Source organism: Chryseobacterium sp. 'Rf worker isolate 10', from assembly GCF_050753305.1.
Classification (GTDB): Bacteria; Bacteroidota; Bacteroidia; order Flavobacteriales; family Weeksellaceae; genus Chryseobacterium.
Map to the genome: position 1 here is coordinate 201,709 of NZ_JBOZOF010000005.1, position 16,734 is coordinate 218,442.

17 protein-coding genes are annotated in these 16,734 nt (G+C 36.4%); 4 read left to right on the plus strand and 13 right to left on the minus strand.

Annotated elements, in window-relative coordinates; genetic code table 11:
* Positions 1-2: 2 nt before the first annotated feature.
* From LKL37_RS20660 to LKL37_RS20700, 9 genes are all read right to left on the minus strand, one after another.
* Entirely contained in the window at positions 3-941 is a 939-nt protein-coding gene (locus tag LKL37_RS20660; RefSeq protein ID WP_431612309.1) for a Dyp-type peroxidase, read from the minus strand.
* Between the two features lie 20 nt (positions 942-961).
* Complete coding sequence (locus tag LKL37_RS20665; protein ID WP_431612310.1) at positions 962-1,678, minus strand: ABC transporter ATP-binding protein; 717 nt, start codon at positions 1,676-1,678, stop codon at positions 962-964.
* Between the two features lie 3 nt (positions 1,679-1,681).
* Complete coding sequence (locus LKL37_RS20670) at positions 1,682-3,148, minus strand: DUF5687 family protein (RefSeq protein WP_431612311.1); 1,467 nt, start codon at positions 3,146-3,148, stop codon at positions 1,682-1,684.
* Between the two features lie 75 nt (positions 3,149-3,223).
* Entirely contained in the window at positions 3,224-4,873 is a 1,650-nt protein-coding gene (locus LKL37_RS20675) for a DNA repair protein RecN (RefSeq protein WP_431612312.1), read from the minus strand.
* 131 nt (positions 4,874-5,004) lie between these two features.
* Entirely contained in the window at positions 5,005-5,910 is a 906-nt protein-coding gene (locus LKL37_RS20680; RefSeq protein ID WP_431612313.1) for a DUF4835 family protein, read from the minus strand.
* 36 nt (positions 5,911-5,946) lie between these two features.
* A complete protein-coding gene (gene coaBC, locus LKL37_RS20685; RefSeq protein WP_431612314.1) occupies positions 5,947-7,152 on the minus strand; it encodes a bifunctional phosphopantothenoylcysteine decarboxylase/phosphopantothenate--cysteine ligase CoaBC in 1,206 nt (401 codons plus the stop codon).
* A gap of 124 nt (positions 7,153-7,276) precedes the next feature.
* Complete coding sequence (locus LKL37_RS20690) at positions 7,277-7,600, minus strand: DNA-directed RNA polymerase subunit omega (RefSeq protein WP_034681463.1); 324 nt, start codon at positions 7,598-7,600, stop codon at positions 7,277-7,279.
* Between the two features lie 41 nt (positions 7,601-7,641).
* Positions 7,642-8,637 (minus strand): outer membrane protein assembly factor BamD, encoded by a 996-nt coding sequence (locus tag LKL37_RS20695; protein WP_431612315.1) that lies wholly within the window; start codon positions 8,635-8,637, stop codon positions 7,642-7,644.
* 103 nt (positions 8,638-8,740) lie between these two features.
* Positions 8,741-9,370: a TetR/AcrR family transcriptional regulator gene (locus tag LKL37_RS20700; RefSeq protein ID WP_431612316.1), complete on the minus strand. Its 630-nt coding sequence runs from the start codon at positions 9,368-9,370 to the stop codon at positions 8,741-8,743.
* 96 nt (positions 9,371-9,466) lie between these two features.
* On the opposite strand from LKL37_RS20700, the gene LKL37_RS20705 reads away from it, so the two are divergent.
* From LKL37_RS20705 to LKL37_RS20720, 4 genes are all read left to right on the plus strand, one after another.
* Positions 9,467-10,090, plus strand: a complete 624-nt coding sequence (locus LKL37_RS20705) for a TatD family hydrolase (RefSeq protein ID WP_431612317.1) — start codon at positions 9,467-9,469, stop codon at positions 10,088-10,090.
* Entirely contained in the window at positions 10,083-10,808 is a 726-nt protein-coding gene (locus LKL37_RS20710; protein WP_105703917.1) for a tRNA threonylcarbamoyladenosine dehydratase, read from the plus strand. The genes LKL37_RS20705 and LKL37_RS20710 overlap by 8 nt, the downstream gene beginning before the upstream one ends.
* Positions 10,809-10,909: 101 nt before the next feature.
* The gene (gene rnpA / locus LKL37_RS20715) at positions 10,910-11,281 is read left to right on the plus strand and encodes a ribonuclease P protein component (RefSeq protein ID WP_431612318.1); all 372 of its coding nucleotides are present in this window, start codon (positions 10,910-10,912) and stop codon (positions 11,279-11,281) included.
* Positions 11,282-11,529: 248 nt separating this feature from the next.
* Positions 11,530-12,138: a DUF4126 domain-containing protein gene (locus LKL37_RS20720; RefSeq protein WP_431612319.1), complete on the plus strand. Its 609-nt coding sequence runs from the start codon at positions 11,530-11,532 to the stop codon at positions 12,136-12,138.
* Between the two features lie 38 nt (positions 12,139-12,176).
* Here LKL37_RS20720 and LKL37_RS20725 read toward each other — a convergent pair whose 3' ends face one another.
* From LKL37_RS20725 to LKL37_RS20740, 4 genes are read right to left on the minus strand one after another with little or no spacing between them, the layout of a single operon-like run.
* The gene (locus LKL37_RS20725; RefSeq protein WP_431612320.1) at positions 12,177-14,183 is read right to left on the minus strand and encodes a hypothetical protein; all 2,007 of its coding nucleotides are present in this window, start codon (positions 14,181-14,183) and stop codon (positions 12,177-12,179) included.
* Position 14,184: 1 nt separating this feature from the next.
* A complete protein-coding gene (locus tag LKL37_RS20730) occupies positions 14,185-14,736 on the minus strand; it encodes an LptE family protein (protein ID WP_149835395.1) in 552 nt (183 codons plus the stop codon).
* Entirely contained in the window at positions 14,726-15,430 is a 705-nt protein-coding gene (locus LKL37_RS20735) for a hypothetical protein (RefSeq protein WP_431612321.1), read from the minus strand. Before LKL37_RS20735 ends, LKL37_RS20730 begins: the two co-directional genes overlap by 11 nt.
* A gap of 13 nt (positions 15,431-15,443) precedes the next feature.
* Positions 15,444-16,733, minus strand: a complete 1,290-nt coding sequence (locus LKL37_RS20740; protein WP_431612322.1) for a sigma-54 interaction domain-containing protein — start codon at positions 16,731-16,733, stop codon at positions 15,444-15,446.
* Position 16,734: the final 1 nt, after the last annotated feature.

A 16,734-nucleotide genomic window follows, 5' to 3' on the forward strand; every position in this document is an offset into this window, starting at 1 on the left:
TTTTATCCTGAGAATTCATCCAGCATATTCCTGGTAGGAACAAAGAAAAGTGTTCCTGTAACTGCCGTACTGAAATCTAAGATTCTGTCGTAATTTCCGGGCGGATCACCTATAAACATATTGGTCAACATCTTTTTTGTTGTCGTAAATGTACTTGCATAAGCAATAAAATAGGTTCCAAACTCATTAGAGGAAGGGCTTCCAAAGGGCATATTATCTCTGACAATTTTCAATTCTTCTCCATTTTCACTTTCGATGTTGGCTAAGGCGATATGTGAGTTTGAAGGTTTTACATCATCCGGCATTTCAATATCATTTTCCTTAGATCTTCCGATGACTTTTTCCTGATCTTCCGTGGAAAGACTTTTCCAGGCAGCCATATTGTGAAGGTATTTCTGAACAAAAAGGTAACTTCCACCTTTGTACTGAAGGTCTTCATCACCAATTTTAGCAAAATAATCACGGTCATCGCCATGAGGATTTTCCGTTCCGTCTACAAAACCAAGAATAGAGCGTGCATCCCAATATTTAAATCCGTGAATCTCCAAAATACTTTCCGCCACAGAGCTCAGTAAATTTGATATTTCAATTCCCATATCAAAGATCAGGCTTTTACTGTCTGCTCTTAAGTGGAAATGAAGATCTCCCGGGGTGGACACAGCAGTATGTTTTACTCCTTTTATCTCTTCAAAATTGATTAATTCTTTTGGCAGAGGCGTAGGAAGATCCAGCATTTTCCATGCTTCAGCCCCTATTCCCATTACACAGCTTGCTCTGCTGTCCGGAAAACGGTTGAAAACGGAATTATTTAGGTTTAATACCAAAGCACACAATCTTTGAAAAACGTCTTTCAGCTGTGGGCTGTCATGAAGTTTCCAAACCATGAAAATGGTATTGCTGTTAGGATAGTCTGTTACATTCTGTGATTCTATCGAATTCATATACGTCTTCTTTTAACGTATTAAATATCCGAAATTGAAACCTGATCTGCAAAATATTGCTCCAATTCCTTCAAAGTTTCAGGATTGGTCTTGATATCTTTTACCAAAAGCCCCTTATTCACCACCACAATCCTGTTGCAGACTTCCGTGGTATGGGAAAGGTCATGGCTGGATATCAGAAATGTAACACCGTCCTGTTTGGACAATTCTTTGATCAGGTTTTTAAGTTTGATCTGTGTGGAAGGATCCAGGTTGGCAAAAGGTTCATCAAGAATAATAATCTCCGGATTTCCGATGATGGCTCCTACAATTCCTACTTTTTTCTGATTTCCTTTCGAAAGATCACGGATATATTTCCCGGATTTTAGGATCTCACCATTGAAAAGATCATGAAAAGGCTTAAGGAATTCATCTACAGACGCTTTATTCTGGCCTCTCAACTCTCCGATAAAGTAAAAGTACTCTTCCGGAGTAAGATAACCAATGAGAAAAGTATCGTCTACAAAAGCTGAAACTTTATTTTTCCAGGCTTCAGATTCATTCACTTTAATTCCGTCAATGCTTACGGATCCTGTCGTAGCCTGAATCAAATCCAACATGAGGCTGAAAAGAGTTGTTTTTCCTGCCCCGTTGTTCCCTACAAGACCGAATGTTTCTCCGTTTGGAATTTCCAGATGTTCGATATTAAGAACGGTTGCTGTTCCGTATGTTTTGGATAAATTTTGTATGTTGATCATGGCTTAATCTTTATTTTTAAATGCATCAAGTGTGCTGTATTTTTCTTTTTTATAGTGTTTTACAATGATATCGAAGATTTTTTCTCTCATAAAAAATCCGATGATCCCAATAATAGCAATGCTTATGACTCCTCCTGTAATTCCTGTGAAATATTTCGCCAGAGCAAATACTCCCATAGGAAGAAGCATTTTAGGAATTAATAAAAGCATAGCCACCATATTAAAACTTCCCTTCTGACCCAGTCTTTTCTCTTTTGAATTCAGATCAATCTGAGTTTTATTGAAAGCTCCCGACCATAGGGTAAACTGAGAGTTCACTCCTATATTGTACAATCCTGCCGCAAAGAATGTAATATAAACTTCCCAGCCAAAATAAGCATAGCAAAGCGCTACAATGATAGAGACACCGGTTACGATATTCATCAGCCACCATTTTGCTTTTAAATATTCTTTGTAAGGAACATTCAGGGTCATCATCAAAGGATAATATGAACTGTCAAAAGCAGGCACCCTCTGTCCAAAAAGAAACTGAAAACCTCCTGTTACAAAAAGTCCCATAAACATCATCATTGCAGGAGTTTTATAGAGTGAAGAGGTAAACATCAGTAATCCGTAGAACAGAAACATAAAGCTGCCCAGCAAAATGCCTTTGGTCACTTTATTACGTCTCAGCATTTTAATATCATTATTGATAAATGTCCCGGTAGCCCCATATTTATTCAGGAAGGCAATATTCTCTGTTTTCCCGACTGTTTTCTTGGCTTCAAGCCCCTGATCCAGATAAAATTCTTTACGCAGATAACGGAAGCAAATCCACCACAAACCTACAAACAGGATAACGGGAATCAACGCAAAGTATGGTTTTTCGTAAAAACTGAAGAAAACCGATTCAGAATAAGACAGAACCGGAAGTATTTTATAGTATCCCAAACTTCCGATGATTACAAAACAAATCCCTATAATAATGGCTAAAGTCTCTTTACCGTTGAAGAAAATATTGATAAAATTATTCAGATAAAGGAGCGCAATCACCCCGATAAGCCATACCAGTATTCCTATAATGCTATACCCGTTGAATAAAGCAATCAGGGAAAATGTGATAAAGAATAAAGAAGTCAGCCAGCTGAATGCGGAAAGAAAGGTTTTGGCCAGCATATAATTAACCAATGTATTCTTTCTGATATTCATGGTAAGAAAGGGTTTAATATTCTGTGTAGGAACTTCCTGCCATAGATATTTAATAACCAGATCTATAATCCAGGCAACGATCATGAATTTTGAAACGATTTTTAAAGGATTCTGATGCATTTCCTCCTGTATGTAGAAAAAAGCAATGAAAGCTCCGCCTACAAGACATCCAATGAAATAAAGAATCCCAATAAACCTGAGTATTTTCATGGTCAGATTGATCCCTAAAGATGTACCACGAAAAAAGCTTTTAATTTCAAGCCTAAGGAACTTTAGAAACATATTTTAGTTTTTATACATTAGTAAATATAACGTATAATATGTTACAATTTTTTAAAGAAAAGTATATTTCTTTTGTTATCCGATAAGTTCTTTTGCCTGTGCTAAGGCAGCTTCGGTAATTTTGCTTCCGGAAAGCAGCTGGGCAATTTCGTTCAGCTTTTCTTCGCTGTTCAAAGGAATAATGGTAGATTGTGTTTTTCCGGAGATATCCTGCTTCACTACTTTATAATTATCATTTCCTTTGGCGGCTACCTGCGCCAGATGGGAAATAACGATTAACTGCATGTCTTCAGACATTTCTCTCATTAGATTTCCGATCTCTTCAGCTACTTTTCCTGATACTCCGGTATCAATTTCGTCCAGAATAAGAGTTGGAAGCTCATCACTTTCTGCAATAATCTTCTTTACAGCAAGCATTACTCTGGATCTTTCTCCTCCGGAGATAGCTGTCTGAATTGGTTTCAAAGGAAAACCTGAATTGGCCTGAAACAGCAGCTGGATATTTTCTTTTCCAAACTGATTGAATTCTTCAGCATCCTGTAATTCAATATCAACTTTTGCTTTTTCCAGCCCAAGTTTTTTTAGTAGTACTTCTGCTTTTTTGATGAAAACAGAAACATTTTTATGTCTGTTTTTGGAAAGTTTTCCGGCGAGCGTTTGAAGTGTTTTTTGTTTTTGAGAAATATTCTCTTCTGTTTCTTCAATCTGAAGCTCCAAATCTGAAGCTCCTTTTTGGTCTCCTGCCAGCTGATTTCTGATTTCAATCAATTCATTAAGATCCGAAACGTTATGTTTAAGGAATAAAGCATTGATTTTATTATTAAGATCGGTAAGATATACCAGATTTTCCGGGTTGATTTCAACTCTCTCTGCTTCATGTTCCAGCTCGGAAATGATGTCTTTAAGCTCTACAAAAGAGGTTTCAAGTCTTTCATCAAGTTCGGCAAAACTGGTAGAAACTTCGGAGATTTTTGAAAGCTTGTTGGTTGCTTCATTAAAGAAAGATAAAATTCCTATTTCCTCCTGATGGAATCTGGATAAGATCTGACCTACATTTTCAGAAATCATTCCTGCATTTTCCTGAATAGAAAGCTGATTCTGTACATCTTCATAATCTACATCATCAAGCTTGAGCTCTTCCAATTCATTAAGCAAAAATTCTTTATAGTCGCTTTCTTTATTGGAGTCTGAGAGTTGGGTTTTCAGTTTTTTCAATACCAATTTAAGGTTCTGAAAATCAGAAAATTCCTGCTGGTATTCTTCAATAATGTTTTTATTAGCGGAAAGCCCGTCTATGATTTTAAACTGATATTCTGATGTAAAAAGATTGGATGTTTCAAATTGGGAATGGATATCAATCAGCTGCGAAGAAAGTTCTTTAAGAATATCAAGTGTTACTGGCACATCATTGATAAACGCTCGGGATTTTCCTGATGGAAGAATTTCTCTTCTGATAATGGTCTGAAGCTCATAATCCAGATCATTTTCGATAAAGAATTTTTTAAACTGATTATTAAGGGAAAACTCAGTTTCTACAACACTTTTCTCTTCCGTTTTGGCAATAGATTTCACATCTGCTCTTTCACCTAAAATAAGACGAAGAGCACCTAAAATAATAGATTTCCCTGCCCCTGTTTCACCGGTAATAACCTGTAAACCATTTTTTAATGATACTTCAAGGGTATCAATCAGGGCAAAGTTTTTAATGTAAATTCTCGAAAGCATTGATAATCCGGGTTATGATCCAATTTGAATTTGAACTGTAAAAATAAGTTTTTTTTTATTGAAGTAAGAAAATGTTTTTATGATTACTTTCTCACAATATCCTTACTGTTTTCCAACTTATTCACAGATTTTTATACTTTCCATTTATTCCATCTATCCTCAATGTATTTTGGAGCGAGAATAATCATGGTTTGTTTAAGATCATTAAGAATTAAACCTCCATTATTTCCGGAATTGAAAATATTGAATATTTCGTCCTTTTTAGTGGTCATAAATGTGTCGAAGAAAAATGACTGTTGAAATGTATTTTCGTACATTTTCAGCTGCATGAGAGCATCAAAAATCACTTTTTTACCAGCGGTCTGATCCTGATTGAAAAGGTTATCCAATCCGGCTCTGTGATAGGTATAAAATGTAGAACGTAACTGGCCCCAGTTGGGATTCATGATTTCATTAATCAAGATAGAACGGCTTCTGGGTTCATTGATGGTATTCCATCCTTCATAGTTTCTGTTTTGAGAGTTTTGCGCAATCTGCTGTGCTTTTGCAAACCACTGGGAACCTCCCATAGACTGAAAGCTGTCACCATCATATCCCAGAATAACATAAATATAGAAACTGATGACATCCGTAAGGTTCTTTCCTGAGAACTGTCTTTCATTAAAAATAAGACTTTCATTCTCAACATATTCAAATGCAAACCTCTGATCCTGAAGATTCAGCAAAGGAGATTCATACGTTGTATTATAAACAGGACGTGCTGCATTAACAACAATATAACCTTTGAATTTATTGACATCTCTTTCAGAAATAACAATAGAAAAACCGCATTTTATCTTCTCAAAATTCTGAAGTTTTTTTCCAGTCCAGCTGGTATTATTGATAAAGTCTCTAAGACTCTTTTCCAATGCCTTAAATGCCTGCTGGTTACTTCCTCCAATCTGTTGAGAACTTACAATCACATTTGCAAGCAATTCCTGAGAAAAACTTTGTGTATATATAAAAAGCAGAAAAAATAAACTTATAATTTTTTTCATTGTCTACTAAAAATTGAGAACGGAAATTTATTAAAATTATTTTAAAAGTTGAGATTCAACAAAATTAAGAATATCTTTCGCTACTTCATCTTTGGACTTGAGATTGAATTCTTTCTTCTCTGTTTTGGTAAATATCTTTATTTTATTGGTATCATTCTTAAACCCGGCTCCTTCATCACGCAGAGAGTTGAGAACAATCATATCCAGATTTTTCTTTTCCAGTTTTCCTTTTGCATTTTCTTCTTCATTCTGGGTTTCCAGCGCGAATCCTACCAAAAACTGATGGGTCTTCTTTTCTCCCATAGTTTTAAGAATATCCGGATTCTTTACCAGTTCTATTGTAAGGTTTTCATCATTCTTTTTGATTTTTTCCTTTGCAACTTCTTTGGGAGCATAGTCCGCAACTGCTGCACTGGCTATTCCGATGTCTATCTTATCATAAAACTCGAATACTTTTGCCAGCATTTCCTTAGCTGAAGTTACCTTATGAAGTTCCACATTGGGATCATTTATGGTTTGAACACTTGGTCCTGAGATAAGAATAACTTTGGCTCCTCTTTTTGAAGCTTCTTCTGCCAGAGAAAACCCCATCTTACCTGACGAATGATTTCCTATGAACCTTACAGGATCAAGGGCTTCATAGGTAGGCCCGGCAGTAATTAAAACCACCTTTCCTTCAAGGCTTTTGGAATGGCTGCTGGTTGTAAAATAATTCTCAACAGTACTAAAAATAGTTGCCGGTTCTGCCATTCTTCCCTGCCCGATAAGTCCGCTTGCCAGCTCTCCATTTTCTGCCGGAATAATGATGTGGCCAAAGCTTTCTGCAAGTTCCAGATTCTTCTTTGTAGAAGGGTGTGCATACATATCAAGATCCATTGCCGGAGCAATAAATACAGGACATTTTGCAGACATATAGGTTGCAATAACCAGATTATCACACATTCCGTGGATCATCTTAGACAGTGTATTGGCTGTGCAGGGGGCTACAATCATAACATCAGCCCAAAGTGCCATTTCTACATGACTGTTCCATGTTCCGTTATCGCTATAAAATTCTGAATACACCGGTTTTTTGGATAGTGTAGACAGACTTAGTTTCGTCACAAAATGTTCTGCATCAGGAGTCATAACAACCTGTACTTCGGCTCCTTTCTTCACAAAATCTCTTATGAGAAAATGAATTTTGTAGGCCGCAATTCCTCCAGAGACAGCGATAAGTATCTTTTTACCGGAAACACTCATTTAGTTCTAATTTTTTGAAACACTAAAATACTTATTTTTTCCCACACAATCTGGCTTTAAAACGATAAAGGTCATAAAAGAACAGATTTCCTTTATGACCTTCATTTATAAAAACACAGAAGATTTATTTTCTCTCTTCTGTTTTTCTGAAATAAACATCTTCGTTTAACCACTCTTCAATAGCGATTGAAGTTGGCTTTGGAAGCTTTTCGTAATGTTTAGAGATCTCAATTTGTTCTCTGTTTTCGAAAACCTCTTCTAATGTAGAATTGTGAACGGCAAATTCATCCAATTTGTTGTGAAGTTCCGTACGGATCTCCGCATTGATCTGCTCTGCTCTCTTTCCCATGATAACAATAGCTTCATAGATTGAACCTACTTTATCTTCAATCTTATCTTTATCGTAAGTGATAGTATTTACTTCTGCTTTTGTATCTTTTACACTCATTTTGAGAAAATTATTTTATTTTAAGATGGCAAATTTACGAATTATCTTTGAATTTTGAAAGTCGCTGCCGGAGGAGGGGTCTTAAGTGCTGCACTGTCCCTCTGTAACTGCATTGCTTTCTTTTCATTACTGATCTGATCTTTAATTTGCTGTTCAGTTTTATCTTTAGCTGCCAATTTTTCAGCCTCTTTTTTCTGTTTTGCATTTAAAACAGCCATTCTTGCTTCCGTTTGCTTTTTAACGACAACAAAGTTTTCTTTTTCCTTTTCCAGTTTGCCTCTCAGATCTGCTGCAGTTTTAGAGTATTCTGTATTGGGAAGTTCTTTTTCTACCAGCCTTGTATACGTTAATGCACTTTCAATACGCTCATCTTTAAGACCATATACAGATTTTGTCGCCAGTTCATAGCGGGATTTCATGATATAATCATAAATTTTAGAACGAAGTTTTGTACTTGGAAAATCTTCCAAAACGTTTTCCAAAGCTACATTAGCTGCTTTGTAATCACCCATTTTGTAGTATTGTTTTCCATTCTCATAAGCTTTAAATTCAAGCTTATAAGACAGCTCATCGATCAATTGGCTGATATTTTTAGACCTTTCAGAGTTGGGATAATTGTTCAGGAATTCCTGAAGCTCATTAATGGCCAATTCTGTACTGGACTGATCTAAGTTGTAATCCATAGACCCCTCATAGTAGCACAATGCAGACATATATGCCGCTTCTTCAGCTCTCGGATCTTTTGGAAAACTAACTGCAAAGTTTTTAAACTGGTGACCTGCAAGCTTATAACTCTTGTCATAATAGTTAGCATAAGCAGTGTTGAAACCTACATTAGGAAAATCATCAGTTCCTGCCACAAGATTTGCAAGTCTGTCATAAAGAGCCAATGCATTTTTCCACTTTTTCTTCGCGAAGTTTTCATTAGCAGCTTTTAAGATAAAATCTTTATCAGCACTCCTCATTGCTCTTTCCTGTTGGCTTACACAAGATGAAATTACCGCTACAGCAAAAAGACCTAAAATATATTTTTTCATATAAAAAATTCAACAGTTTTCGGATTACACAGCCGATTTACTAATTTGCAAAAATATAACTTTTTTGTCAATAGATTTTTTTTTATGAATATTTAACGTAATTTTAGTCTGCAGCGTATCCCAAAATTGCAAAAACACTTAATAAAAGATTCATTCTCACCTTTTTCTCCGCTTCTTTTGCATAGGTTTCTTCATTTTTGCTCGGAACATAGAGCTCATAGAAGTTTTTATTCCTGATTACAAATAAAGTAGACCCGATAATCATAGTAAGAATATCTTCAGGTTTGGGAGTAAATGTAAAAACTCCGGAAGTAACTCCTTTTTTGATAACTTCATCCAGCTTTTTTACGAATAACTGATAGAAATCCAGTAATTCATCTTTCAGGTTTTCTGTATGACGAAGCTCCTGAGTAACGAAACCATGGAAATAATTATACTTGAACAGCTGAGAAACGATATACTTTATCATTTCCCGCATCTGCATTTCCGGTTTCCCTTCTTTGATGGTATCTGCAAATTCTGAAAAATTTTCTCTGGTTTTCAGTACCCTGTACTGGTAAAGATAAGACATCATTTTCTCCTTAGAACCGAAGTAATAAGAGATCATGGCAACATTGATATTGGCTTTAGAACAAATATCTCTTACAGAAGTTCCCTCATACCCTTTCTTGGCAATGAGCTCTTCTGCAATGTCCAGTATGTGAATCTGTTTTTCTGTAAATTTTTTTTTCATGAAGTGCACTTTGAGTAAAGTTAAGAAATTTTTAACACATTTATAAACGATCGTTTAATAATTTTAAATTAAATCTGAAAAACGCTATTTTTGAACATGGAGTTTTTTGATTTTCACCATCATAAAAAATACAACAGATACGGAATTTATAATCTTGCGAAAGAAATTCCGCCTGATTTCCCATATTCTGTAGGAATCCACCCTAATGATATTGATGTTAACAACCTGGAACGGCAGTTTTCATGGATGAGGAGCATGATGTTTCAAAACTGTTTTGCGATTGGTGAATGCGGTTTGGACTCTTTAGTTTCTGTAGACCAAAAAATTCAGGAAGAAGTTTTTTTACGACAGATCATGATCGCCAATGAAGTAAAAAAACCTATCATTATTCATTGTGTAAGAAAATTTTACGAAGTTATTTCTTTCAGAAAAAAGGCTGAACAGCCCATGATCATTCATGGTTTCAATAAAAAAAAGCAAATTGCAGAAGATCTTCTGTCTCATAATTTTTATCTGAGTTTTGGAAAAGCTGTTTTGTATAATTTATCTTTGCAGGATATTTTAAAAAACACTCCATTAGACAAATTCTTTTTAGAAACTGACAATGAAGATTTTAACATCGAAGAATTGTATGGTAAGGTTTCGGAAATAAAAGGTATTTCTTTGGAACAGCTCAATGAACAAATTTTAGAAAATTTAGAGACGATAAAAAATGGATAAGTACTGGTTGGAAAGAACGGAGCTTCTGGTAAAGGAAGAAGGGTTGGAAAAATTGAATAAAGCCACTGTTTTGGTTGTTGGTTTAGGCGGTGTCGGTTCTTTTGCTGCTGAATTTCTGGCAAGAGCCGGAGTAGGAAATATGACGATTGTGGACGGTGATACAGTGGACATTACCAATATCAACAGACAGTTACCAGCCTTACGTTCTACTGTAGGAAAACATAAAGTAGAAGTTGTTGCCGAAAGACTTTTGGATATTAACCCCGATCTTAATTTAACCAAAATCAATGAGTTTCTAAATCCTGAAAGAATGGATGAAGTTCTGGATTCTGCAAAGTTTGATTATGTGTTGGATTGCATCGACAGTGTTACTCCAAAACTCTGCCTGATTATCGCCGCCAAAAGAAGAAGAATAAAAATCGTAAGTTCAATGGGTGCCGGTGGAAAAACCGATCCAAGCAAGGTAATGGTAAGAGACATCAGTAAAACCGAACATTGCCATCTGGCAAGACAAGTAAGAAAAAGACTGAAAAAGGTAAAAATAGACAAAGGAGTTCGTTGTGTTTTTGCTAATGATATTCAGGATGAAGAAAGTTTGAAAATGACCGACGGAACCAATTATAAAAGATCTTTTTACGGAACAATAAGCTATATGCCGGCAATTTTCGGGCTGTATACCGCTTCAGAAGTGATTAATTATTTATTAAATCAGGATTAAAACATTTCCCCATCTATTTTGCTGATTTACAAACACTGAACCATGTATTAATCTGTGAAATCTGCAGGAGAAAAATAAAAAACTATATTTACACTCCGTAAATGACAAATTCCAAATATCCCAGAGCAGAAAAGCTCAAAAAAAACACGGAAATCAGTTTGCTTTTTGATAAAGGCAAATGGAGAACCAGTGGAAACCTGAGAATCATTATTCTGAAAGACAAGCCTAACCTTCCTGTAGAATCAGCAAAATTCGGGGTTTCTGTTTCTAAAAGATATTTTAAAAGAGCTGTACACAGGAATCGAATCAAAAGATTATTGAGAGAATGTTACCGCCTGAATAAGCATTTATTTAAGCAAGCCTTTGGAGAGAAAACCATGGCTATGCTGTTTTGGGTTTCTCCTGAGATGCCTCCGAAATTTCAGGATGTGGAAGCGCAGTTTATAAAGCTTTGTGAAGCGCAGAAAAAGTAACCATCTTTCTAATAGAATAATAGTACCATAATAAAGATCTGTGAGACATTTTCTTGCAGATTTTTTTATTTTCCACAGGTCGCACAGATAAGTATGTATAAAATATTTTTTACTATACAGTAGATCACGAATAGCAAACCTCAAAAACCCGTACTCCAGATCCCGTATCTGGAACTCTGAAATCAACAACACTCCAAATCTCATATACTTTTTGTAATTTAGGGAAAACATTAAATCTGAAAATTAATATGTTAGAAAATATTCCCTATCTTTCTTATGTCATCAGTGCATTTATCGGCATTGGATTAGCGGCTGCTACGGGATTCCGGGTGTTTCTGCCCATGTTTGCCGTAAGCCTGGCCTCGTACTTCAACTGGATTCCTATGAATGAGCATTTTGAATGGCTTGCAGGCCTTCCTACGCTTATAACAACAGGAATTGCCACAGTGGCTGAGATCCTGGCGTATTATATCCCTTTTATTGATCATTTGCTGGATACGGTCTCCATTCCTATGGCAACGGTGGCCGGTTCTATATTATTTGCCAGTCAGTTTGCTGACCTGGGAACTTTTCCGCAATGGGCATTGGCATTAATTGCGGGCGGAGGCACAGCAGCTACGATCAGTTCCGGATTCGCGGGAATAAGGGCTGCTTCTACAGCCACAACCGGAGGGTTGGGAAATTCTGTGGTAGGAACAACAGAGACGGCAGGAGCAGGCCTAATGTCTGTTCTGGCGATGGCAGCACCTGTGATTGCAGCAATTTTTGCAATCATTACATTAATTCTTGTTATTGTTTTCGGACGGAAAGCCTGGAAAAAATTAAGAGGCACTAAAAACGATCCTCAGGATGTATAAATAAAAAAGGTACTGTTTAGAGCAGTACCTTTTTCTTTTTAATTTTTACTTCTGAAGTCCTTAATATCCTGAATTTTAGATTCAAAATATTCTTTCTTTTCGGGACTCTTTTTGATTAATATTTCAAACGCTTTGATTGCCTTTGTATAGAGTTTCTGTTCGAAGTAAAGATTGGCCAATGTCTCTGTCATCAAATGTGAGATATCGTCGTTCTTTTCTTTCACAACATAGGTACTTTCTTCTTTTAATTGGCTGATTCTAGGATTGTTCTCAATAAAAGTTTCAATAGCTTTTTCCTTAATTTCTATTTTTTCCTTTACAACATCTTCCGTTCGGCCTATCTTAAGCCAGCTCTGCCAGGTATTGATAAAACCGGGAACATTACTGTCTGCTAATTCCTGAGCGGTATTCTTCATAGTAACCTCCTCTGTTTTTTCTACAGGTTTTTCTTTGCTTTCCTGCTGTTTTTCTTCAACCTTAAGGGTAGAAATATCGGTTCCGAAGAAAGATACATTCATTACAGGAGCATCTTCTTTTGAAACTTCTGTAATAACTTCTTCTTCAGTCAGTTCAATAGTTTTTGTTTCTTCTTCTACAGGTACAGTTTCTTCCTGAGCTGTTTCTGTAGCAGTTTCAGCCTTCACCTCTGGTTGTGGCTCTTCTTTTATCATTTCCGGCTCTGCTGCAGGAATGATTTCTGCTGCCGGAGCCTTTATTTCAGGAACTGATACTTCTGTTGATTTGCTGATTAATGAATCCGGCATATTGGATTCTACACTCATTGGCTTCCATGCAGACTGAACTTCAGGAGCCTTTTCTTGCTGTTCTTCTTTTTCCTCAGCAATTTCAACTGTAGACTCTTCATCTACAGGCAATTGAACTTCAACAATTTGTTCCTGTGCCGGCTCTTCTTTGATCTCCTCAGGTTTATCTTCACTTGTTGACCAAAAATGGAAATTTTGGGTTTCAGCGAAACTAATTTCATGATCTTCAACAGCTTCAGGTTCTGTATTTTCTTCTTGAGAAACAGGTTTTGCCTCCTTCATTTTTTTCTCAACCTCTTCTATCAGTCGTCTCATCTCATCCTCATGCTTATTTACATTGGATTGAGTGACTTCAGCCGTTTCAGAAATTTCTTCGTTATTAGCCTGGATTTTTACATCCGGCAGGAAAGAGTCTGTTCCGTGGAAACTTACTTCAGCATCTGATAATTCTTCTGCAGGAAATTCTTCTTCAGAGACAGCTGTCGTTTCAGTATCTTTTACTTCTGTATTTGCCGGTTCTTCAGCTATTGATTCTTCAATATTTTCTACCGGTAACACGGGAGCTTCTTCATGGAAACTGATATTTTCCTCTTCTTTAACCTTCTCTTCTTCTTGTTCTGAAGAAATCTGAACTTCATCAATGATGGTTTCCGGCATAAAGTTTTCTCCTGCCTTCTCCTCAATTTCAGTTTGTACTTCTTCTTTGGATTCCTGAACAGGTTGCTCTGCTGCGGGCTCAGCCTTTTGGGTGACCAAAGTTCCTGATTCCAGGGTAGATTCAAGATCTATCGTTTCAGAATTGTGTTCATCCAGGAAATTTTCTTCTCCTTCGAATAAAATTCTGTTTCGTTCACCGTTTACATAAATATGCTTTATTTCATGTGAAGTTGGCAATATACATGCATTCTCCGGTTCCTCTCCTTGTTTTTCCAAAAAGGTTTCCTCTCTCTTAATAGGGAAAGATTTACTTTTGGGAGTATACTGAGCAGATTTTTCAATTGTTTGGGAAGGTTTCTTTTCTTCAACAATTTCGGGTTTTATTTCCTGTCTGATTTTTCCATTGATCAGCTGGTATAAAATTTTCTTATCAGTGGTATATGCTGCTGTGGTAGAAAGCTCTTTCTGATAGTTTTCTTTTTCATACAGGTGTACTCCATACAGATGAAGTGCCCTGATATTTTGAATATAAGGAAAAGTGTGAATCTCTTCTTTCAAAAGACCAAGGTCTTCTAATTGAATTTTCTTCGGATTTTTTATTAATTCTAAAACTCTGGGATTCATCTTACCAATTCGCTACAATGTCGTTAAATATCTTGTTAATAATTCTATCTGTTACCAGCTTTACCTGCTGGTCTTCGATCTGACTTAGTGATACATCACTGTTGAAAGCGGCTTCATCACTATATGTTCTGTCGAAACTTGCATCCGGATGAATTTTATTTTCATAATGTACCTTCACTGTAATCGTAAGTTTATTCTGTGCCTGCTGAATCACACCACCAGAAGGGTTGGTCTGGGTATTGGAGCTGATGGTAGTAGGAGTAATTGAATAGTCGGTAATTTCTCCTTCTATCAGGATATCAGGATTTTCCTTTGTTCCTTTCAGCGTTGTTCTCTGAAGGAATCTGTTTTGTATTGCTGTAGAAAACTGTTGTGATAATGCAGGGTTTACAAGAGGGGCATTATTCGGAAATTCATTGATCTGAACTGTCTTTTCATCTGTAAGAGATGACCCCGTAAAGCTGTAACACGAATTTAAAACTCCCAGCAATGCAAAAAGCATCACTGTTAGTAATGACTGTTTCAGACTGATATTTTTAATTTTAAAATTCATTTTTAGATCCAATTTCAGTAATTTCATCATACTCAATTTGCTGCATAGCATCTTCATAAGCAAAATATTTTGCGGTGTATAAAAACGGTATCGTAAGGAAAAGTCCTATCCCACAGGCCAAAACACCAATCTGAGCCAAGATTCCCACTACAAATGAGAAAAGAAAGATTGACAATAAATTTCCTTTGCTCATTATTTTTGAAATGTTCCAGGCTTCTTTTATTTCTGTAATTCCTTTAAGACTGATTAATGGAATGATATAAAAACCTTTCAATACAAAATAATATATCGCAACAAACATCAGAAAAATATAAGGGAACATCAAAAACATAATCATAGGGTTAGGCTGATTACCTTCAGACATGGCACCCGATACTGTCATAATAATAATCATAGGAATATAAAGTAATATACCCCCTCCGAAAACAATTAACTGCAGCATAAAATAAGGCATAAAATCTTTAAAATCAAAGATATCTCCAGGACTTGCCGGCTGGTTTCTGCTCAGTCTTTGAAGGTATTTGAATAAATTACCCATTGCAAGCAGTCCGCAGAACGGAATAATAGACATGATAAGACATACTAAACATGCCAGAAATATATTCCCGAAATCTTTTTTTAAGAGTTCGAATCCTTTATTAATGTATTCTCCGAGTTTAAAATTGATCGGCTTAGGCGTTAAATTTACTTTCATTATTTATGTTGTGCTAATCTTCCAGGTTATATTGTTTTATTTTTCTGTATAAAGTTCTTTGTGAAATTCCCAGCTCATCTGCTGCTCTGTTTCTACGTCCTTTGTGCTTCTCCAGTGCTTTGATAATCAGATCTTTTTCATTATTCTGTAGAGAAAGTGACTCTGGCCTGTTTTCTTCAACCTCGATATCTTCAATATCTTCATAGCTGTCATCGGAATTGGAGATCATTGTAGAAGTCTGAACTACCGGTGCATCATTGTTATTTTCAAAATAGACCAAAGACCCGGTATTTACCTGCGGCTGAGTTTCAGGAGTATAAATCCTGTTGATCAGATTTTTCTCATGGTTGCTCAGATCTGCTGTTCCTCTGTTTTTAATCAATTCCGAAGTTAAGGATTTTAAATCATTAATATCATTCCTCATATCGAATAGAATTTTATACATGATTTCTCTTTCGCTTCCGAAATCGTTCTGTTTAGGAGTATTCTGAGTATTTACCACCATTGGAAGATGGGTTTCCATAGGAATATACTCGGCAAGTTTTTCAGCAGTGATATTTCTGTTTCTTTCCACAACGGTCATCTGCTCCACTAAATTTCTTAATTGGCGGACGTTACCCGGGAAGGAATAGCTTTCTACATAATGAACTGCGCTCTGCTCAAGCTCAAGTTCCGGCATTCTGTACTTTTCTGCAAAGTCTATTGCAAACTTTCTGAACAGCAAATGAATATCCCCTTTTCTTTCTCTCAAGGGCGGCATATCTATCTGAACGGTATTCAAACGGTAAAATAAATCCTCACGGAATCTTCCGTCATGGATTGCTTTCATCATATTAACGTTGGTAGCCGCTACAATTCTCACATTGGTTTTCTGTACCTGTGAAGAACCTACTTTCATAAATTCGCCGCTTTCCAGCACTCTTAGAAGACGAACCTGCGTCTGCAATGGAAGTTCTCCCACCTCATCCAAAAAGATGGTTCCGCCATCAGCTACTTCAAAATATCCTTTTCTTGTGGCCGTAGCACCTGTAAAGGCTCCTTTTTCGTGTCCGAACAACTCAGAATCTATGGTTCCTTCCGGAATTGCACCACAGTTTACCACGATATAAGGCTGATGTTTTCTTTTGGATTCTGAATGGATAATCTTTGGAATAAATTCTTTTCCTACCCCACTTTCTCCTATCACCAATACAGAAATATCTGTAGGTGCTACCTGAATAGATTTTTCCAGGGCCCGGTTGAGTGCCGGAAAGTTTCCGATAATTCCGAAACGGTTTTTTATGCTTTGTAACTCGTTGCTCATA